Below are 23142 nucleotides of genomic sequence, written 5' to 3'. Positions count from 1 at the left end.
GGTAGCCGTGACCGACACCAACGCCGGACCTCCGATCGAGCCAGCGAGCCTCGCCCGCCCGCCACACCGCAACCGGCGCCGCGCCACCGTCGCCGCGACCTTCGGCGCCACCGCCGCCCTCCTCGCCGCCAGCGGCTATCTCGTGCTCAACGTCGCCGGGCAGCCGGTCCGGGCCGAGCCGATGGTGCTCGACCAGCCCGCCGGCGTCCTCTGGGGACAGACGGTCGACCGCCCGATCGAGGTCGCGGCCGACAACGTCACCATCCGGCGGGTGAAGGTGCGCACCGGCGGCACCGCCGCCATCGTGATCCGGCCCGGCGTGGTCGGCACCCTGATCGAGGACACCGAGATCCGGTGCACCTCCGCCGGTACCGACGGGGTGGTGCCGGGCGGATACTCGGCGCTGCGGGTCCGGGTCACCGGCTGCCGTCAGGCGTTCCGGCAGACCGACGCCAACCCGGCCACCATCGTCGAGTCCTCCCAGGACGGCAAGCCGTACCCGGGTGGGCCGAGCGGGCCGAGCGGATCGGTACCGCCACCCGCGCCCGACCCCGACTCCCGGGCGATGGCGGAGCGGCCGCCGTACGCACCGGCCGCCGCCCCGCCGACCCCGATCACGTACTGGCCCGGACCGGGCAACACCGGCGTGCCGGCCGGTACGGCGCTGCGCAACTCCGGATCGCTGAGCCTGCGTACCGCCGGGCAGGTGGTGAGCGGGCTGAACATCGTCGGCTGTGTCACCGTCGCCGCCGCCAACGTGCAGATCCTGAAATCCAAGATCACCTGCAACAGCACCACGTACTCGATCCGCACCCTGGCCGGGGCGACGAACCTGCTGATCCAGGATGTCGAGATCAACGGCATGGCGAAGAACTCCGCCTCGATCTGCTGCGGCAACTACACCCTGCGCCGGGCCAACGTCTACAACATGATCGACGGCCCACGGCTGGCCGACAACACCAGGATCTTCGACTCGTACCTGCACAGCCTGGCCCGGGTCGCCGGCTCGCACAACGACATCCTGCAGAGCACCGGCGGCAACAACATCATCATCCGGCACAACACGCTGCTGTCGTACAACCCGGCGACCCGGGACCCGTTCAACTCCTGCCTCACCATCGGCTCGGAGACCGCCCCGTCGCTGACGAACCTGACCTTCGAGGACAACTACTGCAACGGCGGCAACTACTCGATCGGGATCAGTCCCCGGCTGGTCGGCTCCAACATCCTGTTCCGGAACAACAAGTACGGCCGCGACTACCGGTACGGGGTGGTCTCCGGCTGGAACCGGCCCGGAGTGACCTGGGACCGGCCCACCAACGTCTACTTCGACAACGGTCAGCCGGTGGTCTGAGCCGACTCGGCCGCCGGGCCGGGTGCCGGAACCGCTGGCGCCCCGCCCCCGACCGGCGGCCGGTACGCCTCCAGCACGGCCGGCTCCCGCAGCCGCTTGCGCCCGATCCGGCGCAGTGTGCCGAGGGTGGAGCGGAGCTTCTCGACCGTCGACAGGTGCCGCCACCAGATCCCGGCCATCGGCAGGTGACGCAGCCGGGGCGTCATCAGCCCGGCGGCCCGCAGCGTGCGCAGCCGCCCCCACACGGCACCCCGGGCCCGGAGCAGGTTCGGCTGCGAGGCGGGCAGGATGTCGGCGGTCACCGGGGTCAGCACCAGCGCTCCGGCCGCGACGGCCGCCTCGACCAGCCGTACGCCGCGCTCGGTGCGGGCCAGCACCAGGGACTGGCCCGGGTCGTCGCCGGTCGGCCTGTACCACGGGTCGCCGACCGCCACGTCGGCGAACTCGCCGGTGTGGTCGGCGCAGAGGTAGCAGCGCCACTGCCGGTGCTTCTGCAGGATGTCGCCCCAGGACTCGGCGTAGCTCAGCTCGCGCCGCTCGTCCGGCGGGTCGTCGGTGAGCCGGGCCCGGGCGGAGCCGGGCCAGCCGGCCCCCCGGTAGTGCACCGACTCCAGCCGGGTCGGGTCGGGCACACCGAGCCGGTCCAGCATCTCCAGGGTGCCCCGGGTGGTCGGGGTGCCGGCGCAGAAGATCGCGATGGTCAGCCCGAGCTTCCGGTCCAGCTCCGGCCGGACCCGCCGGGCCATCCGGACCGCCGCCACGTCGCAGGGCTTGCCGACGAAGACGCACGGCCCGTCGGCCGACTCGACCAGGTCCAGCCGGTCGCACGGGCTGGCCGGGGCGTACCGGGAGCCGGCGTTGCCGAGCAGTTCGGCCGGGGTGCGGGAGAGCCGGGTCTCGTTCAGGTACGGCACGTCGGCCCGGGCGCCGATGTGCAACACCCCGGCCATCTCCTCGCCGGTCAGGCAGTATCCGGCCAGCGCGGTCGCCACCCCGCCGCTGGAGCCGGCGTACCGGATCGCCGGGTCGGCGGCGTACCCCTCCCAGATGGCCCGGACCGGTCCCCAGGCCGCGCGCAGCTCGGCGATCTCGCCCGGCGCCGGCCGGCCGCTGTCGTGCTCCAGCCGTACCCCCGGGCAGCAGTCCAGGGCAGCCGCCGCGCCGCCGCCGGCCGCCGCCGGCCGGGCCGCCGCCCCGACCGGGGTGATCGGCAACGGCCGCCGGCCGTGGTCGAGGACGTCGACCATCCGCACCTCGTCCGGCGCCAGATAGGCGCAGACCCCGCAGCCGGTGCAGAGCTTGCCGGCCGCGACGTCGTGCACGGTGCGGGGCCGCGCCATCAGCGCACCCCGGCCGGCGCCCGGCGGTCCCGCTCGGCCCGGGCCAGCGCCACGAACTCGTCCATCTGGGCGGCGGCCCGGCCGACCGCGGCCGGGGTACGCACCGCCAGCTCGGCCGAGGTCTCGGCCCGGCCGGTCCAGGAGGTCCAGAGGGCGTCGAGCAGCGCGTCGTCGGCGAGCCGCCGGGCGTCGGCGACGTGCCGGCGCTGCCCCACGCTGGCGAAGACGCCCCGGGCCTTGTCGCTGTACGCCACCACCGCCGCCGGTACGCCCGAGGAGAGCGCCGCGATCGTCGAGTGCATCCGCATCCCGCAGAACCAGCTCGTGTGCCCGATCACCCACTTGCTCTGGTGCGGGTCGAGGCCGGAGGGGGCGAGCGCGACCCGGTCGCCGTACCGGGGCGCGAGCGCCGCGTAGAGCCGTTCGCTGGCGACCCGGTCGTCGTCGGCCCCGCCGGGGGTGAGCACGTGCGGGACGATGATCACCCGGGTGTCGGAGTGCTCCAGCAGGCGTTCGCAGAGCCGGTTGGCCACCCGGGAGGTATCCCCGGCGAGTCCGAACTGGACCCGACCCTCCGGCCGGGACATCAGCCCGCTGACGTTGATCCCGGCCACCGGCCCCGGATCCGCCTCGAACCATCCGACCAACCGCTGGTACGCCGGCTCGTCCGGCACCCTCGGCTCCAGCGCGAAGGCCACGTCCACGCCCTCCCGGTGCCGCCTCGGGTCGAGGTCGGGGCCGAGCAGGTCGGCCAGCGCGGCGTAGCTCTCCGGATCCCGGGCCCAGGCCGTACGCGCGCCCCGGACCAGTGCCGCCGCCTCGGCCCGCAGCCGCGCCGACCGGAACGGCCCGTACGTCTGCGGCAGCAGCACCAGCGGGCGGCGCCGGAGCAGGGCCAGCCGCTTCGGCCAGGCCACGGTGCGGAACCGGTGCTCGCCGTAGATGTCGCTGAAGCTGTCCCCGCCGCTGACGTCGAGCACCACGTCGGCGGCGTCGATCCGGGCCAGCCCGGCGTTGCCGAGCCCGCCCAGCGCGGCGCTGATCCGCATGTTCAGATAGGACTCGGGCCGGTGGTAGCGGCGCGAGTGCCGGGCACCGGCCAGCGAGATCGGCACCGGCCGACCGGCCACGAAGGCGTGCCCGGTGCGCTGCCCCCAGCCGTCGTCGAAGACGGTGACGTCCGCGCCCGGCTCCCGGGCCAGCAGTCCGCCCACGGTGGCCGCCCGCAGCGCGCCGACCCCCAGGTTCAGGTGTGCGCCGGGCACCCCGAAGAGGCAGGCCGACAAGGCTCTGGTCCGGGTACCCGACCCGGTCGTCTCGGTCAGCTCGGTCACTGCTCGATCACCGCTTTCTCGCACCGGAACGCCTCGGCGTACCGGGATCGGCACTCCATCCCCCGCAGCCGGGCCAGCCCGAGGAAGACCTCGTCGTCCCACCAGTCCCGGGCCTTCTGGGACGGATAGCTCGCGTGCAGCAACTCGACCTTGCGGCGTACCCGCTGCTCGGTCAGGGGCAGGTAGACGTTGCGCCGACCCAGGTCGCCGTCCCACTTGGGAATCTCGTAGTACAACACCGTGGCGTCCCGAAACGACGTGGGCGCCAGGGCGGCGAGTGTGTGGTGGTCCTGGTGCGCGTCGTCGGGGCTCGGCGCCAGCACCAGGTCGGCGTTCAGGGTCGCGGCGGCGGCGTTCACGATCTCCTTCGCCTCGCCCCAGCGGGCCGGCACCCGGCCGTCCGGCAGGTCGTGCAGGGCGAAGCTGAGCCGGGCGGCGGGCAGGAAGGCCGCGGCCGCCGCCCGCGCCTCGGCCTGCCGGGCGGGACTTCCGGTGAGCAGCACGTAGTGCACCCGGAGCCCGGGTACGTCGCCGAGGGCGAGCAGCAGCCCACCGGCGCCGATCTCGATGTCGTCCGGATGTGCCCCGAGCAGCACCACCGAGCGGGCCGCGGAGAGGCGCAGCGGCATCATCAGCCGGTCAGTCCCAGGTCGCGGGCTCCCCCGGCGGTGCCGGCGGCGGCGAGTACCGGTTCCAGCGTCGCCGGCCGGCGGCCCCGGTTGCGGTTGGCGTCCCAGAGCATCCACGGGCAGCGAGCCGAGTGGTAGAGCTGCTCCAGCTCGGCCCGGTCCTTGAAGGTGTCGGCGGCCCGCCAGAACCCGGTGTAGCGCTGGGCGATCAGCCGCTGCTCCGGCAGCAGCCGGTCGAAGCCGTGCGGCACCAGGTCCTCCCCCTCGCGGAGCACGTCGAAGATCCCCGGGCGGAGGATGAAGTAGCCGCCGTTCTCCCACTGCATCAGCTCGCGGATCGGGCGTACCCGGGTGACCTGGTCGCCGGGGGCGATGTCGATGACGTGGTGGGTGGACTGCACCGGTACGGCGAGCAGGCTGGCCACCGCGTCGGTGTAGCGGAACCGGTCGACCATCTCCGGCAGCGGCGCGTCGGTCAGGGTGTCCGCGTAGTTGGCCAGGAACATCGGCTCGTCCTCGACGTACTTGCGGACCCGCATCAGCCGCTCGCCGATGCTGGTGCCGAGGCCGGTGTCGATGAAGGTGATGTTCCAGTCGGTGATGTCGGCCGAGTGCAGCCGCACGTCCCGGCCGTGCATGGCCAGGCTGAAGTCGTTGGAGAGCGTCTCGTCGTACCGGAGGAAGTAGTCCTTGACCGCGACGGCACCGTAGCCGAGGCAGAGGATGAAGTCGGTGTGCCCGAAGTGGGCGTAGTAGCGCATCACGTGCCAGAGCAGCGGGCGGTCCCCGATCATCGCCATCGGTTTCGGCGCCGAGGCGGCGTCCTCGCGCATCCGCATCCCGAGGCCGCCGCAGAAGAGCACCACCTTCATCAGACCACCTCCAGGGCGGGGATCGGGAAGACCAGCCGCCCGCCCCAGTGGCGTACGTAGGCGAGCTGCGCGGAGATCTCGGTGCGCAGGTTCCACGGCAGCACGAGTACGTAGTCGGGACGGTCCTCGGCGATCCGCTCCGGCGGGTGGATCGGGATGTGCGTGCCGGGCAGGAACTTCCCCTGCTTGTGCGGGCTCCGGTCCACGGTGTATTCGAGCAGGTCGGCGCGGATGCCGCAGTGGTTGAGCAGGGTGTTGCCCTTGCCCGGCGCCCCGTACCCGACCACCTTCAGACCCTGGGCGCGGGCGGTGAGCAGGAAGTCGAGCAGCTCCCGCTTGATCTCGAAGACCGCGTCGGCGAAGCCGAGGTGCCCGGCGACGGTGTGCAGCCCGGCCTCGGTCTCGGCGTCCAGCACCGACTTGACGTTGCCGGACGGCTCCCCCGCCGCCGCGGCCGGCCGGGCGTGCACCCGCAGCGAACCGCCGTGCGACGAGAGTTCGTCCACGTCGACCACGATCAGCCCGGCGGTGGCCAGCGCGCGCATCGCCGTACGCAGCGTCAGGTACTGATAGTGCTCGTGGTAAATGGTGTCGTACTGCCGGCGCTCGATCAGCCGGAGCAGGTGCGGCACCTCGCAGGTGACCAGCCCGGTCGGCTTGACCAGCGCGGCCAGTCCGGCGGTGAAGCCGATCAGGTCCGGCACGTGCGCGTAGACGTTGTTGGCCGCCACCAGGTCGGCCCGGCCGTAGCGCTGGGCCAGCTCGGCACCGGTCTCGGCGCCCAGGAACCGCACCTCGGTCCGGATGCCCCGGCGCCGGGCCACCTCGGCGACGTTGCCGGCCGGCTCCACCCCGAGCACCGGCACGCCGCTGGCGACGAAGTGCTGGAGCAGGTACCCGTCGTTGCTCGCCACCTCGGTCACCAGGCTGTCCGGCCCGAGCCCGAGCGCCTCGGTCATCGTGTCCGCGTACCGCCTGGCGTGCGCCACCCACGAGTCGGAATACGACGAGAAATAGGCATAGTCGGAAAAGATTTCCTCTCCGGACACGTACGCCGGAAGTTGCACGAGCAGACAGGTGGAACAGATTCGGACGTGCAGTGGATAGAACGTCTCGGCCGAATCCAGCCGGTCGGCGTCGAGATAGCTCTCGCAGAGCGGCGACATGCCGAGGTCGACAAACGTTTCGGTCAATGCCGCCGCACACAGCCGGCATTTGGCATCGGTCATGCCCCACCCACCCCGATATGATCGGAATACCGGCGCGGCGCCCGCCCGCCTGCGCGCCACGCTAACCAGCACTCCGGCGCGGCGGGAGCGCTTGAGTAAAAAGTCCGACAATAGCCCGGCCGGTCAGTGGGCCACCCATAAACTCGCCTTCTCACCCGGGCGACGACGGGAGCTTTGCCGTGCGTGTTCTCGTGACCGGCCACCATGGTTACCTCGGCGGCGTACTCACCCCGATGCTGCGCGCCGCCGGGCACGACGTGACCGGCCTGGACACCGATTACTTCTCCGACTGCCTACTCGGTCCCGCACCGGCGGCCGTACCCTCCCTCCCGCTGGACCTGCGGGACGTCGGCGCGGAGCAGCTCGCCGGGTTCGACGCGGTCTGCCATCTCGCCGCGCTCTGCAACGACCCGATCGGCAACCTCAATCCTCAGCTGACGTACGAGGTCAACCACCGGGCGACGGTACGGCTGGCCGAGGCCGCCAAGGCCGCCCGGGTGAGCCGGTTCCTCTTCTCCTCCTCGTGCAGCCTCTACGGGGCGGGCACCGACGACCGGCCGCTGGACGAGACGGCCGGCTTCGCGCCGGTCACCCCGTACGGCGAGTCGAAGATCCGGGCCGAGCTGGACGTCGCGGCGCTCGTCGACGACGACTTCTCCCCGGTCTTCCTGCGCAACGCCACCGCGTACGGCTTCTCGCCCCGGCTCCGCGGCGACCTGGTGGTCAACGACCTCACCGCGCACGCCCTGCTCACCGGCGAGGTACGGCTGCTCTCCGACGGCTCGGCCTGGCGGCCGCTGGTGCACGCCGAGGACATCTGCGCGGCCTTCCTGGCCCTGCTCGAAGCGCCCCGGGAGCGGGTGCACGGCCGGGCGTACAACATCGGGGTCACCGGGGAGAACTACCTGATCCGGGACGTCGCCGAACTCGTCGCCGAGGTGGTGCCGGGCTCCCGGGTCACCTTCGCCGGTGGCGCCTCGGCGGACACCCGCAACTACCGGGTGAGCTGCGACCTGGTCGCCGCCGAGGTGCCGGGCTTCCGGCCCCGCTGGACGGTACGCAAGGGGATCGAGGAGCTGGTCGAGGCGTACCAGCGGTACGGGCTGACCATCGAGTCGTTCCGGGGCGAGCGGCACCAGCGGCTGCGCCGGATCCGGGCGCTGATCGAGGCGGGTCGGCTCGACGCCGAGCTGCGCTGGAGGGCACGGTGACCGGTGCCGAGGGCTCCGGCGGCCGGCAGCCGGTGCACCGGTGCACGGCCTGCGGGCGGCACGACCTGGTGCCCTTCGCCGACCTGGGCGAGATCCCGGTCTACTGCGGGGTGCACTGGGCCAGCCGGGCCGAGGCGCTGGCGAGTCCGCTCGGCCGGATGTGGCTGGCGTACTGCCCGGAATGCGGGTACGTCCGCAACCTCGCCTTCGACCCGGCCGTTCTGGTCTACGACACCACCATGGACACCAACCTGCACCACTCGCCCGCCTTCGGCGTCTTCTCGGCGGAACTGGTCAAGCACCTCGCCGGGCGGTTCCCGCTGCGCGGCGGTACGGTGCTGGACGTCGGCTGCGGTCAGGGCGAGTTCCTCCGCGAGCTGTGCCACGTCGCCGGTTGCCGGGGTGTCGGCTACGACGCGATGTACGCCGGCCCGCCCGGCCCGGACCCCTCCGGCGCGACCTTCGTCCGGGGCCACGCCCCGCTGGACGCCGACACTCCCGCCTTCGACCTGGTCACCTCCCGGCACTGGTTCGAGCACCTGGACGACCCGTACGCCTTCCTCGTCCGGCTCCGCGAGCTGGCCGGCGACCGGCCGGTCCACGGCTACCTGGAGGTACCGGACGCCGGCTACGACCTGGGCACCGCCGGCTGGGAGGTGATCTATCCGCACGTCTCCTACTTCGACGGCTACTCGCTCTGCCGGATCGTCGAGCGGGCCGGCTGGCGGGTCGTCGCCACCGGGCGGCTCTTCTCCGGCATGTTCCGGTACGTCGAGATCTCGGTCAACGCGGCACCCCCGGCGACCGGCACCGCGCTGCCCGGCGCCGAGTCGCCGGGCCCGGCCGACCGGGACCGGCAGCTCGCCTCGATCGCCGGCTTCGCCGACCGGCACGCCGCCGAACGGGAGCGCTGGCGGAGCACCATCGACCGGCTGGTGGCCGCCGGTGACCGGCCGGTGCTCTGGGGGGCCGGTTCGCGCGGGGTGCAGTTCCTGCACCTGGCCGACCCGGACGGCCGGCTCGCCGCCGTGGTGGACGTCAACCCGCGCAAGTGGGGCCGCTACCTGCCGGTGACCGGGCACCAGGTGCGGGATCCGGCCACGCTCGCCGGCTCCGGCACCCGCTCGGTGATCATCACCAACCCGGCCTACCGGGACGAGATCGACGCCGCGCTGCGCCAGCTCGGCGTACGGGCCGAGCTGCTGGTCGCCTGAGCGGAGGAGACGATGGAGCCAGCGCCACGGGTGAGTCTGGGCGTACCCCTCTACAACGCCGAGCGCTACCTCGAAGGCTGCCTCGACGCCCTGCTCGCCCAGGACTACCCGGACTTCGAGATCATCATCAGCGACAACGCCTCCACCGACCGGACCTGGGAGATCTGCCAGCGCTACGCCGCGCGGGACCCACGGATCCGGCTCTACCGCAATCCGCGCAACTTCGGCGGGCACGTCAACTACGCCCGGGTGGTCGAGCTGGCCCGGGGCGAGCTGTTCAAGTGGGTGGCGTACGACGACGTCTGCCTGCCGGCGTACCTGCGCACCTGTGTGGCGGCGCTGGACGCGGCCGGGCCGCACGCCGTACTCGCCTATCCGCGCACCGTACTCATCGACGAGGCCGGCGAGGTGATCGGCCCGTACGCCGACCGGCTGGACCTGCGCGACCGGCGGCCGTGGCGCCGGGTGGCCGGGGTGGCCCGGAACATCAACCTCTGCCACGCGCACTTCGGGGTGTTCCGGATGTCGGCGCTGCGCCGGACCGGGATGATCCGCCCGTTCCTCTCCTCCGACTACACGCTGATCGCCGAGGTGGCCCGGCTCGGCGAGATCCACGAGGTGGCCGAGCCGCTCTTCCTGCGCCGGATGCACGGCGCCTCGACCCGGCAGGCCAAGGACGCCACCCCGGCCTCGGCGCTGGCCTGGTTCGCGCAGAGCGGCAAGCGGGTCCGGGCGCCGAGGTTGCGGATGCTCGCCGAGACGCTGCGGACGCTCTCCACCGGTTCCGAGCCGCTCGGCACCCGGCTCAGTTCGGCGGTGGCGTTCCTGGCCATCTGGTGGGCCCGCCGGGTCCGGGTCCGGCTCGGCCGGCTGCGCCGCCGGGCCCCGGTCTGGCTGGGCCGGCTGATCCGGCGGCGGGCCAGTGCGGCGAAGGGAAGCGCCTAGGGTGGCCCCGGTCCAGCCCGCCCGGACGGCTCCGGACCCGGCCGGTACCCCGCTCGCCGACCCCACGTCCTCCCCGTCGGAAGGTGGCGGCCGGCTGCGCTCGGCGATCGGCTGGTCGTACGTGCTCACCGCCGGCCGGATCGGCTCGTCGATCCTGGTCACCTTTCTGCTGGCCCGGCTGCTCGGCCCGAGCGAGTTCGGCCTGGTGGCGATGGCCACCGTCTTCATCACGGTGGCGCAGACGCTGATCCAGCAGGGGCTGGTCTCCGCGATCGTGCAGCGGGACAGGCTCACCCCGGAGCATCTGGACGGCGCCTTCGTGGTGCTGGTGCTGGCCGGGGTGGTGATCGGTGGGCTCACCGCCGCCGCGAGCCCACTGTGGGCGATGGCCAACCGGGCGCCCGAGCTGACCGCCATCTGCGTCGCGCTATCCCCGCTGGTGCTGTTGCAGGGGCTGTCGATCGTGCCCGAGGCGGTGCTGCGCCGGGAGCTGCGGTTCCGGGCGGTCGCCATCCGTACCCTGCTCGCCTCGCTGCTCAGCGGAGCCGTCGGGGTGGTGCTGGCGCTGGCCGGGGCGGGCATCTGGGCCCTGGTGGCGCAGCAGTTGGTGAACGCGGCGGTCGGCCTGGTGGTGCTCTGGTGGGTCTGCCCGTGGCGGCCGAGCCGTCGGCCCCGGCTGGCCGGCATCCGGGACCTGCTGGTCTTCTCCGCGCACTCGGCCAACGCCGGGCTGGGGCTGATGCTCAGCTCCAAGGCCGACATCCTCTTCACCGGCCTCTTCTTCGGACCGGTGGCGACCGGGGTCTACCGGCTGGCGGCCCGGCTGCCGGACATGCTGGTCGACGTGACGGTCCGGTCGCTCCAGCAGGTGGCGCTGCCGTCGCTGTCCCGGTTGCAGCGGGACCGGGCGGCGCTGGCCGCGCAGCTCAACCAACTCCAGCACCTCGGCGCGCTGGCCGGGCTGCCGGTGCTCGGCATACTCGCGGCGGTGGCGCATCCGCTGGTCACGCTCCTGGGTCCGCAGTGGGCCGGCACCGAGGTGCCGCTCCGGCTGCTCTGCCTCTTCGGCGCCGTCAACGTGTACGGGGTGCTGCTCGGTCCGGCGCTCCAGGCGATCGGCCAGCCGGGCAAGCTCGCCGCGATCCTCTGGACCCGGGGCGTACTCGGGGTGGCGACCCTGGCCGCCGTCGGCACCCTCTTCACCGGGTACGGCGACGTGGCCGAGGCGACGGCGGTGGCGCTGGCCGGGGTCGGCATGCAGGTCGTGGTGACCGCCCTCGCGGTCTGGGTCACGGTGCGCCGGGCCGCGAACGCGTCGCTGGCGGCCTTCCTCGCCCCGACGGTGCCGGCGATCGTGGCAGCGGTGGCCGCCGCACTGGTGCCGCTGGCGGTGGCCCGGACCGGGCTGGACGCCGGCCCGGTGGTCGAGCTGCTGGTGCTGGGCGGGGCGGCCGGGCTGGTCGCCGGGGTGCTGCTCTGGGCCACCGACGCCCGGCTACGCCGACTCGTGCTGACCCGACTCCCCCGCCGCCAAAGCGCCAGAGGCGGCGACACCGACGGATGACTGGTCCTGAGCACTGTTGGACGGCGGCCTGCTCGCGCCGCTCAGCGGTCGCGGTGGTAAGCAATCCAGTCCCGGAGCCGCTGCCGTACGGCGAGCGGCACGTCTACCGTCTCGATCCGCGCGGCGACCACCGCCGGCTCGACGAGGCGGTGTCGGATGAGCGCGGCCGCGAACACGTAGTCCTTCTCCCGGCCGGCAACGAGCTTCGCCACCACGCAGTCGTGTGGATCCAACAGATAGCCCCGCCCCGGAGCCGTGCTGGCAGTCTCCACCACAACGAGCCGGTCGCGCCACCCGGTCGGCAACACCGCTGTTGAAACGCTCACACCCTGCGCGTAGTAGCCGTACATCTCGTGGAAGGCGGAGAGTTCCCCGATCGCACCGTCAACCTGATCCGCCTTCCGGTCGTCGGGGTCGTCGAAGAAGGCCACGTCTACCTCGATTGAGGCGGTCGCCTCCGGCGGAAGCACGTCCTCAGCGATCCCACCCAGCACGGACTGACTGCCGATGACGAGCACCTCAGGATCGCCAGTGATTTGCGAGGCGGCACGCAGGACATGTTCCAGATGCTCTCGCCTCATGCCGCCCGGTCGCTCCGCCATCTCTGCGCGAATGCCGCCAGCACGGCTCGACGCTCCGTCTCGGACAGGACCCCGGCGAACGGTGAGTTCTGCCGCAACTCGACATCGTCAGGGCGCCGGGAGGTCAAGACCGTCAAGACCGACTCCACCCCGGCGTCGAGGACTGCCCGCCAGCGTTCGAGCCACTTCGCCGCCATCCCGTCCGGGTGTACCGAGCGTAGCCGTTCGAGGTTCGCCGCCGCCTTCGCCAACACTGCGTCGGGGTCGCTGACCAGACGCCCCGCGACCGCGCGGTGCAGCCACAGCGCCTTGAGTTGATCGCGAGTCAACTCGGGCCGCAGAACCGCTTCGACGTCGCTCCGGCGTAGGCGACGGTGCGATCCCACCCTGACGTACGGCAACAGTCCTTGGTCGCACATGTCGACCACATGCTGCCGGGACGACCCGAGTAACACCGCCGCCTCCCCGGTCGTCAGAAGATCGTCCCCACCTACAGTCACAACTCCAGCATGCGGCAACAAACACCAAAAACGCAAGCGTAACGACCGATCCACTGGCTGGTCCGCTACCAGGGGCGGCCGTCGGGCAGTCCGGACAGGGCCGGTGCGGAGAGGTGCAGGACCTCGTACCGCTCGGTGGCCGCCTCCTCCTCGGCGACGGTGTCGGCCCAGAGCACGAAGCGCAGCAGTTGCCAGTGCCGGGGGTCGAGGGCGAGCGCGGCGGTGTGTACGCCGTCCCGCCCGCCGAGGGCCGTCAACTCGGCGATCTCCCGCTCGATCCGGCGGGTCAGCCCCAGCCCGCTGCCGTCGTCGTCGGGGTCGGCCGGCAGCGGGGTCAGCCGGCGCGAGGCCGCCCTCGGCACCGCGCCCCGAGCCGGCCCGGCCACGGTCGCCAGCCCGGTCCAGTGCTGTACGGCGGGCCGCCCGAAGTCCCGGATGATCGTCGAGCAGGTGCCCGAACTCGGCGACCCGGTTGCGGATGATCCGCATGTCGTAGTCGGCGGGGAGGGTGATCTCGTACTGCTTGGCGTACATGTCGTGCCGTTCCTATCCGACGATGGTGCTTCCGTTTCCATCACCGCAACGCTCGGGCGGCGGGCCAACGCAGTACGCGCGGCCGGGCCGGGTCGTCGTAGTCGACCAGTACGTCCGCCCGGCCGGCCGGATCCGCCTCGGCACGGTAGAGCTGCTGACCGGGCAGGTAGCGGGCCTCGTAGCGTTCCCGGACCGACTCGGCGCTGCCGAACAGTTCCAGGTCCCGGACCAGCGCCCGGCGCAGCGACTCCGCCGGGCTGACCGCCAGGTAGATGGCGAGATCCCACTGCTCCCGCAACTCCGGACGGAGCAGGAAGACGCCGTCGAAGAGCAGTACGGCGTCGTCGGTGGCCTGCTCCGGCGGCAGGTCGACGACCTGATCCGTCCGGTGGTCGAAGACGACGGTGCGGTAGCGCCGGCTGCCGCCCGGGCCGAGCGGGTCGAGGAGGGCGGCACGCAGGGCCGGATAGTCGAAGGAGTCGCGGTAGTAGCCCTCGGCGGAGAGGCCGCCCCGGCGTTGGCGTACGGCTCTGGGTCGGTGGAAGCCGTCGACGCTGGCGGTGATCGTCTCCCGTACCGGGGCGAGTCGCCGGGCGAGTTCCGCCGCCAGGCTGCTCTTGCCGGCGGCGTCGGGACCGTCCACGGCCACCCGCAGCGGATGCCCGGGACGCATCGGGCGGATCAACTCGACCACTCTCGTCAGGAACTCGCTCTCGGTCACGACCCTCAGCCCGTCTCGTTTAGGGAAACAGTACGACCGGGTACCCGGTGCTTCCAGGCATCTCCGAGCCGGCGGTCTTCTGATGTCGGATTGGGAGCGGGGTGGGGATACTCGCCGAGGAGACTGTCGAGCTGCCCCGCTTGTGGGCCCACCCTCCCCGGCTGCCCGAACCCCGGTCCCGTCCGCCGGTCGACCCGAAGCGCAGCACGCCGTCGGCGACCCGGTTTCCGTGCCCCGTCTGTGCACCCAGCTCGACAGTCTCCGCGCCGACTACTCCCCGGCTCCGCCGCCGGTCGCCCATGTGGTTGCCGGCCGTCCGCCCGGCGATGTCGGCGCCACGTCACACGGCCCCGAGCGATGATCCGGATGGCGAATCACCGAGACGATCACAGAGGCTGGAGGACAGCCCGCCGAATACCTCCAAAGAGACGAGGCACTAGCTGGTCGGTGCCGCCCCGACGATCGCGGCCGGTGGGGTGAAGACGATCGCCTTGCCGTTGGCCAGTACCAACTGGTTGACCGAGTACTGCACCGCGTCCGTGCCGGTCGGGTTCTCGATGCCGATGGTCGCGGAGTTGCCCAGCTCCCGTCCGGCGTTCAGCGCGGTGTAGTTGAAGACGATCTGCCCCCACTCGGAGAGCACCACCTGGAAGCTGACCCGCGCGGCCGGCGCGCCGGAGAACCCGACGTCCTTCCACTCGACCACGAACTGCCGGTCCGGTGCGGCGCCCAGCACGGCGGTCCGGACCCGGGACTCCGGGTGCATCACCAGGTCGTCCCAGAACGGATAGAGCGCGGCGTTCGGTGTCGCGGCGTACGGCAGTGCCCGGTTCGTCGGCCAGGAGCCGCGAGGATCCACAAAGGAGAGTACGCCGTTGACGTCCACCCACGCCCTGGAGTGGTTCTGCCCGTAGTACGGGAACGGGAACGGCAGCGCCACGGAAGCGACGTCGTTGTCCCCGGTCAGCGGCAGCTCGGTGGGGCCGGCCGGCAGGTACGCCCGACCGGAGTGCGTCGTACACGCGTAGCCGAAGCCGTCCGCGCAGCTACCCGGCGCGCCGTCGTAGCTGGCGGTGTAGGTCGCCGTGCTGGCGGCCGGCGCCGTGATCACATGGGTCGCGGCTCCGCCGTCCGACCAGTTCTGGAAGGTGTACGTCCCCGGCCCGAGCCGCTGCGGCCCCGGCGCGCTGACCGTGTTGGTGGAACCGACGATCACCTGTACGGCGTTCGGGGTGGTCAGGCTCCGGCCATTCAGGTTCACCCGTAGCCCGGCGGGCGTGGTGGCGAGCTTGAGCTGCACCGTCCTCGGGTCCAGCCGCAGCGTGGTACTGCCGGTCAGCCCACCGCTGTCCGTCGCGGTCAGCGTCAGCTCCAGATAGGACGGATACTCGTGGTCCGGGGCGACGAACGTCCCGGAGGCGACCCCGGCCACCTCGCGCACCGGGTGGCCGTGACAGTTCTCCGGCGTGCTGCAGTGCATGTTGACCAGCGTCCAGCGCAGCGCCGAGGGCGGCAGCGCACCCTGCTCCGGGTCGCTGGCCCCACCGCTGAACGCGACCGTCTGCCCGGTCGCCCAGCGCAGCGCCGCGGTGGGCGTGTCGATCACCGGTACCGGGGCGGCGGTGCCCACCCTGATCTGCGCCGTCGCGCTGTGCGAGAGCCCGCCGAAGTCGACCACCTGCAACCGGGCGGTGTAGCTGCCCACCGCCGGGTACCGGTGCGTCGCGGTCAGCCCGGTGGCGTCGACGGTGCCGTCGTTGGTGAAGTCCCAGCGGTATTCGAGGATGTCGCCCGGGTCGGGGTCGCTCGAATTGACGGCGTCGAAGCTGACCGTCAGCGGCGCCCGTCCAGTGGTCGGGGTCGCGTCGATGACCGCCCTCGGGTACTGGTTTCCGGAGCTGTAGTGGAACCGCCGCACGGTGCCGCCGAGCAGGTCGACGTAGTACAGGTCGTTCTCCGGGCCGATCCGCAGGTCGACCACGCCGGGGGCGATCGCGAACGGCACGATCCGGGCCGGGTCCGGGAGCCCGTCGGCGCCGGTACGCATCGCCCAGACGCAGCCCCGGGAGTAGTCGGCGAAGAAGAGCGCCCCCGCGTACGCCGCCGGATAGCCGCCGCCGGACCCGGGATAGAACGCCACCCCGGCCGGGGAGGAGCCGCCGGTCGGGCAGCCGTCGCCGGCCGCCACCTGCTGACTGTGCTGGTAGGTGTAGTGCGGCCGGGTGACCGTGCCGACGGGCTGGGTGTAGAGGGTCTCGCAGAGCGTCAGGTTCGCCGCGTTGTAGCCGCCCTGCGGAGCGTTCCCCTCGTAGCACGGCCAGCCGTAGTTGCGGACCGGTCCGACCGCCGGGTCGACCACCCGGTTGATCTCCTCCCAGGTACGCCAACCCACGTCGCCGATCCAGACCTCGTTGCTGCCCGGCCGGAACGTCCAGCGGTACGGGTTGCGCAGCCCGTACGCCAGGATGCGCCGGTTGTTCGGGTCGCTGCTCGCCGCCAGCGGGTTGTCCGGCAGCGCCGCCCCGGTCGACGGCGAGATCCGGATCAGGGTGCCGGAGAGCCCGGTCGGGTCGGCCGGGGTACGGATGTCCTGGGACCGCAGCCCGCCGCCCTCGGCGCTCGGCGGCGTCATCGCGGCGCCGGGCGGCCCGGGCGGGTCGGCGCAGGGGTTCGACGGGTTGCCCGCCTGCCCGTAGTCGGTGAAGGTCGCCGACGCGCCGTCGCCGCCGGTGACGTAGAGCGCGCCGTCCGGGCCGAACGCGAGGTCGCCGATGGAGTGGCTCTCGATCTGGTGGCACCAGTCGTGCAACAGCACCTGCTCGCTGCCGGTCATCACGTCGCCGTCGGCGCGCAGCCGGGAGACCCGGGCGCTGGCCTTGCAGTTCCCGATCACCGGGCAGCTGTCGTGGTAGGTCGGCGCGCCGCCGCCGACCACGCCGTCGTAGGTGTAGCTGAGGTAGACGTACGGGTCGGTGGGGAAGTTCGGCGGCAGGGCCAGGCCGATCAGGCCGAGGTCCTCGTAGTCGTACACCTTGGGGCGCAGGTCGGCGAAGACGGTGGCGGTGTTGTCGGCGAGGCTGTCGAAGACCTTGACGATGCCGCTCTTCTCCGCGACGAAGACCCGGCCGTCCGGCGCGAAGATCAGCTTGGTGGGGCGGGTCAGCCCGGTGAAGACCACCTGCTGGGTGAAGCCGGGCGGGATCGCCGCCGCGGGTTCGGGGTCGAACGGGGGCAGCCCGACCACGACCGGTACGCCCAGCACGAGTGCCAGGGTCAGGACCCAGATTCGCCGTACCGCTCGGGACATGGCGGCCTCCCTCCACGGCGCCGCCGAACGGTCGGCGACTGCCGCGCTCCAGGATCACCGTCCGTAGCGGAGCGGGCTGTCACGAGGTTGACCAGGGCGGTTAACTGACCGGGCGCTACTTAACGACCAATCAGCTTCCCTGGTCAACCGTTCGCACAGCGGCTACCTGGGCCGTCGGTCGAGAATCGGCGACTGGCGACGCTCACCCCTGTCGGCTACGAAGGGTGGCGACGCGACCGGCCGGAAGACCACCGAGGTGCCGTCGGCCAGCGCCGGATGGTTGACCGAGTACGGCAGCGCGAGGGTGCCGGCCGGATTCTCGATGCCGACCGTCGCCGAGTCGCCGCGCTCCCGCCCGCTGCTGTTCAGGTCCCGGTAGTTGAAGACGATCTCACCGTTCTCCGCGATCAGCGCCTCGAAGCTGATCCGTGCGGAGCTGGAACCGTACATGCCGCTGTCGCGCCACTCCACCACGAACCGGCGGTTCGGCGCGGTACCCGTCACCCCGATCCGGACGCTGGAGTCCGCCCGCCCCCAGAGGTCGTCCCAGAACGGATAGAGCGCCGCGTTCGGCGCGCCGGCCGCCGGCAGCACCGTGTTGCCCGGCTGCGGCCCGCCCGGGTCGGTGAAGGAGAGGAAGCCGTTCCCGGAGACCCAGGCGGTGCGGTAGGTCTCGGCGAAGAACGGCACCGGGAACGGCAGCGTCACCTGGGTCACCGCGTCGTCGCCGGTGAGCGGCAGCACCGTGTCGGCCGGCACCCAGGGCCGGCCCGTCGCGGTGCCGCAGGTGTAGAACGCCGTGGTCCCGCAGCCGGCCGCCCCGGCGTACGTCGCCGTGTAGGTGGCCGCCGTCGCGGGCGCGGTGAGCACGTGCGTCGCCGCGCCCTCGTCGGACCAGCCGGTGAAGGAGTACGGCACCCCGCCGACCGTCTGCGGGCTCGGCGCGCTCACCGTGTTGGTCGAGCCGACGATCACGGTACGGGTGAACGGCGCCGTCCCGGTGGTCGCGCCGACGGTCAGCCGCAGCCCCTGCGGGTCGCTGGCGAAGGTGAGGTCGACGGTCCGCGGGTCGAGCCGGCGTACCACGGTGTTCGACAGGCCCTGCGCGTCGGTGGCGGTCAGCTCCAACTCCAGATACGACGGGTACTCGTGGTCCGGCGCCACGAAGGAGCCGGACGCCACCCCGGCCCACTCCTGGAGGTGGTGGGTGTGGCAGTTGCCGACCGACTCGCAGTGCTCCATCCGCAGCTTCCAGCGCAGCGCGGACGGCGGCAGGCTGCCCTGCTGCGGGTCGGTGGCCCGGCCGGCGAAGCTCAATCTGTCGCCGACCTGCCAGGTGGTGCCGACCGCCGGGCTCTCCAGCAGGGCGGTCGGGGCGGCGTTGCCGGGCTGGATGGTGACGCTGCTGCTCGCCGAGACGCCGAGGGTGTCGGTGACGGTCAGCGTCGCGGTGTGCCGGCCGGCGCTCGGGTAGCGGAACGTGGCGGTCGGGGTGGTGGCGTCGACCGTACCGTCGCTGGTGAAGTCCCACCGGTAGCTCAGCCGGCCGGCGTCGGCCGGGTCCGGGTCGGTCGACCCGGTGCCGTCGAAGGTCACGTCGAGCGGGGCGGGGCCGCTGGTCGGGGTCGCGTTGATCACCGCGGTCGGCGGCTGGTTGCCGGGGAAGTACCGGATCCGGCGCACGGTGCCACCGGTCAGGTCGGCGTAGTACAGCTCGGCACCCGGGCCGATCGCCAGGTCGACCGGCCCGGCGGCGGCCTGCCCGAACGCCTGGAGGTTGGCCGGGTCCGGCAGCCCGCCCGGGCTGCTCGGGCGCATCGCCCAGATGCAGCCGCGCGAGTAGTCGGCGAAGAAGAGCGCCCCCGCGTACGTCGCCGGATAGCTGCCGCCGCTGCCCGGATAGAAGGCGAGCCCGGAGACGGCGTCCCCGCCCGAGCCGCAGTTCTCCCCCGGCACCACCTCCGCGCCGTGGTGGTAGGCGTAGTACGGCGGGGTCTGCCCGGCACCGGTGTAGAGCGTCTCGCAGAGGTTCAGGTTCGCGTTGTCGTAGCTGCCCGTCCGGGCGGCACCCTCGTAGCAGGGCCAGCCGAGGTTGCTGACCCCCGCTCTCGGGTCGACGATCCGGTTGACCTCCTCCCAGCTGTTCCAGCCGACGTCGCCGAGCCAGATCTCGTTGGTGCCCGGCCGGATGGTGAACCGGTACGGGTTGCGGGTGCCGTACCCGACGATCCGCCGGGTGTTCGGGTCGGCCGCGTCGATCGCCGGGTTGCCCGGCGCCGCCGCCCCGGTCGCCGGGTCGAGCCGCAGCACCGCGCCGTCCAGCCCGGTGGGGTCGGCGGCGCTGCGGACGTCCTGGGCCCGCAGCGCCCCACCCTCGGCGGTCGGCGGCGTCATGGTGCCGCCCGGCGGGTCGGCGCACGGGTTCACCGGGTTGCCCAACTGGCCGTAGTCGATGGCGCTGAAACTGGCCCCGTCGCCGGCCGTGGCGTAGAGCATGCCGTCCGCGCCGAACCGCAGGTCGCCGACCGAGTGGCTCGGGTACTGCTGACACCAGTCGGAGATCAGCACCTGCTCGGTACCGGTCATCACGTCGCCGCTGGCCCGCAGCCGGGAGAGCCGGCCGGTGACCACGCAGCGGCCGTTGTTGGCGTCGCCGCAGGTGTCGTTCCACACCGGAGCCGTCCGGCCCGGCGGCGCGTCGTAGGTGTAGAGCACGTAGACCCACGGGTCCGCCGGGAAGTTGGCCGGCAGCGCCAGCCCGAGCAGGCCGCGGTCCCACTGGTTGTGCACGTTGGTGGAGAGGTCGGCGAAGACGGTCGGGGTGGGGTCGGCCAGGTCGGCGTAGACCTTGATCCGGCCGCCCTTCTCGGCGACGAAGACCCGCCCGTCGGGGGCGAACTCGATGTTGGTCGGCTGGTCCAGCCCGCTGAACACCACCTGCTCCTGGAAGCCGGCCGGCAGCGTCACCGCCGAGGCCGGCGCTCCGCCCAGCGGCGCCAGTACGCTCGCCAGCAGCGCCGCCACCAGACCCAGTCGCAAGCCCCGCCGCAGCCGCATGCCCCACTTCCTCTCCACGTGGCGAGCGGCAGTTCCGAACCCGACCGTGAACAGCGGCTCACCTTTGTCGGCACAGAGTAGGCTCCGACGCAACACTTGCGACCGAGCCGCGTCTAATCGCGAATCGGGACGAAGATCAATGAAACCCACTTCCCCGACGGTTCGCCCTCGATGCCGCCGAATTGGTGTTGATCAGGGCACTGACCTGCCGTTCGAGCCCTGACACGCGGATGAGCCCGTGAAGGAACAATCGTACGATCGGTCGCGACCTTGTAAGTAACTCGACACATCCACCAATCCTCGGTCCTTGCTCGGGCCGGGTCGGTAGAGCAATGTCTTGGTAGGCACCGGGCCGGTAGCGGAACAGCCGGGTGCGAGAGCAAGGCTCATTCGGGTCGCGGCGTAATCGCATACGCCGCGACCTTCCATCGAAAACGTCGTCCGAGCTGCGCGGATGGGAGTTAGAGATGGCCGATCGACGCCCCCACGTGGTGATCGTGGTGGTAAATCTGCCAGCCGAGCGGGACCGCCGAGTGATCCGGGAGTGTCAGGCACTGGAGGCGGCCGGCTACCGGGCGTCGGTGATCTGCCCACGGGGACCACGCCGGCTCACGGTGCTACCCGGCACCGCCGCCACCAGGATCCACTCGTTTCCCCAGCCACTCGCGGGCAAGGGCGTGCTCTCCTTCGCCGCCGAGTTCGCCTGGGCACTGATCGCCGTCGCCACCCGGCTGCTCGGGCTGATGCTGCGGACCCGGGTGGACGCCGTCCAGGCGTGCAACCCGCCGGACGTCTTCTGGGTGGTCGGGCTGCTGATGCGGGCCCTGGGCCGACCCTTCGTCTTCGACCACCACGACCTGAGCCCGGAACTCTACGAGTGCAAGGCGGGGCAACCCCGGCCGAGTGTGCTGTGGATGCTCCGGCTCTTCGAACGACTCTCCTGGCGTACCGCCACCGCCGTGGTCGCCACCAACGAGTCGTTCCGGGAACTGGCGATGGGCCGGGGCGGCTGCCCACCGGAGAAGGTGGTGGTGGTGCGCAACGGCCCGGCCCTGGCCGAGGTGCGGCACGGCGACGGCCCGGAGACCGAGGACGCCCGGCAGAAGGTCGTCTACGTCGGAGTGATCAACCCGCAGGACAACGTCGAGGCGACCGTACTCGCCGCCGAGCGGCTGGCCGGGCTGCGCGGCACCGACGACTGGGAACTGGTCGTCGCCGGGGACGGCGAGAGCATGCCGGAACTGCGCCGGCTCGCCACCGAGCGGGGGGTGGACGACGTCGTACGCTTCACCGGCTGGCTGGAGGCCGACGAGGTCGACGCGCTGCTCTGCTCCGCCTCGATCGCGATCCAGCCGGACCGGCCGAGCCGGATGGCCGAGATGTACACGATGGCCAAGACGGTGGAGTACGTCGCCCGGGGCGTACCGGTGGTCGCGGTCGACCTGCTGGAGACCCGGCGTACCGCCGACGCGGCGGCGAGCTATGTGCAGACCGGCAGCCCGGACGAATTCGCCAAGGTGATCGACCAGCTTCTCAGTGACGACTCCGCCCGGGCCGCGATGAGTGCGACCGGGAGACAGCGGTTCGTCGATGAACTCGCCTGGGACCACCAGGTGAAGTCGTACATCCGACTGTGGGATCGATTGCTCCGCCCGTCGCTCAGCGACTACAACGAAGTGTCACACGGTAACGGGGCCGATGCCGCGCGTCTGCCGATCTGACCACTCGCACCGTACTTCCGCACCTTTCGAAAGGGCCGCCCGATGGACCTTCTCGACCTGCTGAAGCTCATGTTTCGGCGGTGGTACGTCTCGGCTCCGATCGTCGTCGTGACGCTCGGCGCGGCCCTCGCGTTCGGGCTGGCGATCCAGCCGGAATACAAGACCGAGGTGGCGATCCTGCTCGTCCCGCCGACCACCTCGGCCGCACCGGACGAGGACGCCGCACCCCGGCCCGGCAACCCGTGGCTGCGGATCGGCGAGAACGCGATGGCCCAGGCCGTGCAGATCTCCACCTCCGCGCACGACGCCCGGACCAGGATCGCGGCGGCCGGCGGTGACCCCGACTACGAGGTCGGCCTGGTCACCCGCAGCTCGATCCTGACCGTCGCGGTGACGGCGTCGAGCGAGGAGAGCGCCCGGAAGACCGTCGAGGCGGTGACCCAGCTCATCCACGACGAGGTCGCCGGGCAGCAGGCGCCGTACAAGCCCAACCCGGGTGAGCAGATCACCACCGAGGTGCTGGATCCCGGGCTGAACATCGTGCCGTCCCGCTCAAACGTGCTGCGGGCACAGGTCGTGATCACGGCCATCGGCCTCCTGCTGGCCGCCGTCGCCGCCGTGGTCCACGACGCGGTGGCCCGCCGCCGGGCGAGCAGCCGGCTCGGCCAGCGCCGCGACGCGCGTACCCCGATGGCCTGGAACGCCGGCCAGGCGGTGGTCAACGGGCCCCGCCCGGGTCCCGCCCCGGCGGTCTCGCCGGCCCCGGCGGCCCGGGTCGCGCCGGTCTCCCCCGGTCCCGGCCGCGAGCCGACCCAGTCCCTCTCCCGGCGCGACCGGCACGGCGCCGACGACCGGATCCCGGCGCACCCGACCGACGATCGCCACCCCGGTCCGCCGGCCGACGACCGGGGGCCCGGACCGGGCGGCAACGGACGCGGCGGCGGGACCCCGAGCGAGGAGACGATCCTGCTCACCACCACCGCCCGGCACGTCGTGGACGATCCGGGCCGATGATCCCCGGGAAGCCCA

General features: G+C 72.2%; 17 protein-coding genes and 1 pseudogene. 7 read left to right on the top strand and 11 right to left on the bottom strand.

The annotated features are described in order from the left end of the window. Positions 1–7: 7 nt before the first annotated feature. The gene (locus tag C6361_RS20960) at positions 8–1354 is read left to right on the top strand and encodes a hypothetical protein (RefSeq protein WP_107268736.1); all 1347 of its coding nucleotides are present in this window, start codon (positions 8–10) and stop codon (positions 1352–1354) included. Here the strand turns inward: C6361_RS20960 and C6361_RS20955 are convergent. From C6361_RS20955 to C6361_RS20935, 5 genes are read right to left on the bottom strand one after another with little or no spacing between them, the layout of a single operon-like run. Next, positions 1339–2694, bottom strand: a complete 1356-nt coding sequence (locus tag C6361_RS20955; protein WP_107268735.1) for a Coenzyme F420 hydrogenase/dehydrogenase, beta subunit C-terminal domain — start codon at positions 2692–2694, stop codon at positions 1339–1341. The genes C6361_RS20960 and C6361_RS20955 overlap by 16 nt on opposite strands. Continuing rightward, a complete protein-coding gene (locus tag C6361_RS20950) occupies positions 2694–4028 on the bottom strand; it encodes a polysaccharide pyruvyl transferase family protein (protein WP_107268734.1) in 1335 nt (444 codons plus the stop codon). Before C6361_RS20950 ends, C6361_RS20955 begins: the two co-directional genes overlap by 1 nt. Next, on the bottom strand, positions 4025–4660 hold the full coding sequence (locus tag C6361_RS20945; RefSeq protein ID WP_107260362.1) for a PIG-L deacetylase family protein: 636 nt from the start codon (positions 4658–4660) through the stop codon (positions 4025–4027). The genes C6361_RS20950 and C6361_RS20945 overlap by 4 nt, the downstream gene beginning before the upstream one ends. Next, positions 4660–5529 (bottom strand): glucose-1-phosphate cytidylyltransferase, encoded by an 870-nt coding sequence (locus C6361_RS20940; RefSeq protein ID WP_234358919.1) that lies wholly within the window; start codon positions 5527–5529, stop codon positions 4660–4662. Before C6361_RS20940 ends, C6361_RS20945 begins: the two co-directional genes overlap by 1 nt. Continuing rightward, positions 5529–6758: a class I SAM-dependent methyltransferase gene (locus C6361_RS20935; RefSeq protein ID WP_107260364.1), complete on the bottom strand. Its 1230-nt coding sequence runs from the start codon at positions 6756–6758 to the stop codon at positions 5529–5531. The genes C6361_RS20940 and C6361_RS20935 overlap by 1 nt, the downstream gene beginning before the upstream one ends. 179 nt (positions 6759–6937) lie before the next feature. Between C6361_RS20935 and C6361_RS20930 the strand changes: the two genes are divergently transcribed. From C6361_RS20930 to C6361_RS20915, 4 genes are read left to right on the top strand one after another with little or no spacing between them, the layout of a single operon-like run. Beyond that, positions 6938–7969, top strand: coding sequence for an NAD(P)-dependent oxidoreductase (locus C6361_RS20930; RefSeq protein WP_107268733.1), 1032 nt, complete (start codon positions 6938–6940; stop codon positions 7967–7969). Further along, positions 7966–9183: a class I SAM-dependent methyltransferase gene (locus C6361_RS20925; RefSeq protein ID WP_107260368.1), complete on the top strand. Its 1218-nt coding sequence runs from the start codon at positions 7966–7968 to the stop codon at positions 9181–9183. The genes C6361_RS20930 and C6361_RS20925 overlap by 4 nt, the downstream gene beginning before the upstream one ends. A gap of 12 nt (positions 9184–9195) precedes the next feature. Further along, a complete protein-coding gene (locus C6361_RS20920; RefSeq protein ID WP_107260369.1) occupies positions 9196–10128 on the top strand; it encodes a glycosyltransferase family 2 protein in 933 nt (310 codons plus the stop codon). 1 nt (position 10129) lies between these two features. Continuing rightward, positions 10130–11692 (top strand): lipopolysaccharide biosynthesis protein, encoded by a 1563-nt coding sequence (locus tag C6361_RS20915; protein WP_159079402.1) that lies wholly within the window; start codon positions 10130–10132, stop codon positions 11690–11692. A gap of 41 nt (positions 11693–11733) precedes the next feature. On the opposite strand, the gene C6361_RS20910 is transcribed toward C6361_RS20915, so the two are convergent. From C6361_RS20910 to C6361_RS20885, 6 genes and pseudogenes are all read right to left on the bottom strand, one after another. After that, positions 11734–12273 (bottom strand): DUF6036 family nucleotidyltransferase, encoded by a 540-nt coding sequence (locus tag C6361_RS20910; protein WP_107271072.1) that lies wholly within the window; start codon positions 12271–12273, stop codon positions 11734–11736. Then, positions 12270–12773: an excisionase family DNA-binding protein gene (locus C6361_RS20905; RefSeq protein WP_234358917.1), complete on the bottom strand. Its 504-nt coding sequence runs from the start codon at positions 12771–12773 to the stop codon at positions 12270–12272. The genes C6361_RS20910 and C6361_RS20905 overlap by 4 nt, the downstream gene beginning before the upstream one ends. Positions 12774–12838: 65 nt before the next feature. Beyond that, positions 12839–13262, bottom strand: a pseudogene (locus tag C6361_RS20900) (DUF4865 family protein). Between the two features lie 85 nt (positions 13263–13347). Continuing rightward, positions 13348–14028: a uridylate kinase gene (locus C6361_RS20895; RefSeq protein ID WP_199853031.1), complete on the bottom strand. Its 681-nt coding sequence runs from the start codon at positions 14026–14028 to the stop codon at positions 13348–13350. Between the two features lie 436 nt (positions 14029–14464). Further along, positions 14465–17335, bottom strand: coding sequence for a PQQ-dependent sugar dehydrogenase (locus tag C6361_RS20890; RefSeq protein WP_107268731.1), 2871 nt, complete (start codon positions 17333–17335; stop codon positions 14465–14467). 162 nt (positions 17336–17497) lie between these two features. Continuing rightward, the gene (locus C6361_RS20885; protein WP_107268730.1) at positions 17498–20392 is read right to left on the bottom strand and encodes a PQQ-dependent sugar dehydrogenase; all 2895 of its coding nucleotides are present in this window, start codon (positions 20390–20392) and stop codon (positions 17498–17500) included. 500 nt (positions 20393–20892) lie between these two features. On the opposite strand from C6361_RS20885, the gene C6361_RS20880 reads away from it, so the two are divergent. Next, positions 20893–22113 carry a glycosyltransferase family 4 protein gene (locus tag C6361_RS20880; protein WP_159079401.1) on the top strand — a complete coding sequence of 407 codons (1221 nt, stop codon included), beginning with the start codon at positions 20893–20895 and terminating at the stop codon, positions 22111–22113. Between the two features lie 42 nt (positions 22114–22155). Next, a complete protein-coding gene (locus tag C6361_RS20875) occupies positions 22156–23127 on the top strand; it encodes a hypothetical protein (protein WP_107268728.1) in 972 nt (323 codons plus the stop codon). Positions 23128–23142 lie beyond the last annotated feature (15 nt).

Source organism: Plantactinospora sp. BC1 (genome assembly GCF_003030345.1).
In the GTDB taxonomy this organism is placed as follows: domain Bacteria; phylum Actinomycetota; class Actinomycetes; order Mycobacteriales; family Micromonosporaceae; genus Plantactinospora.
The sequence above is the reverse complement of the archived record's forward strand: the minus strand, read 5'-3'. Positions and strand labels throughout refer to the sequence as shown.

Bases quoted from the DNA above. Each gene is read 5' to 3' on its own strand.
- C6361_RS20940 (WP_234358919.1), bottom strand. From the start codon at position 5,529: ATGAAGGTGGTGCTCTTCTGCGGCGGCCTCGGGATGCGGATGCGCGAG.
- C6361_RS20890 (WP_107268731.1), bottom strand. From the start codon at position 17,335: ATGTCCCGAGCGGTACGGCGAATCTGGGTCCTGACCCTGGCACTCGTG.
- C6361_RS20875 (WP_107268728.1), top strand. From the start codon at position 22,156: ATGGACCTTCTCGACCTGCTGAAGCTCATGTTTCGGCGGTGGTACGTC.
- C6361_RS20955 (WP_107268735.1), bottom strand. From the start codon at position 2,694: ATGGCGCGGCCCCGCACCGTGCACGACGTCGCGGCCGGCAAGCTCTGC.
- C6361_RS20885 (WP_107268730.1), bottom strand. From the start codon at position 20,392: ATGCGGCTGCGGCGGGGCTTGCGACTGGGTCTGGTGGCGGCGCTGCTG.
- C6361_RS20945 (WP_107260362.1), bottom strand. From the start codon at position 4,660: ATGATGCCGCTGCGCCTCTCCGCGGCCCGCTCGGTGGTGCTGCTCGGG.
- C6361_RS20920 (WP_107260369.1), top strand. From the start codon at position 9,196: ATGGAGCCAGCGCCACGGGTGAGTCTGGGCGTACCCCTCTACAACGCC.
- C6361_RS20910 (WP_107271072.1), bottom strand. From the start codon at position 12,273: ATGAGGCGAGAGCATCTGGAACATGTCCTGCGTGCCGCCTCGCAAATC.
- C6361_RS20935 (WP_107260364.1), bottom strand. From the start codon at position 6,758: ATGACCGATGCCAAATGCCGGCTGTGTGCGGCGGCATTGACCGAAACG.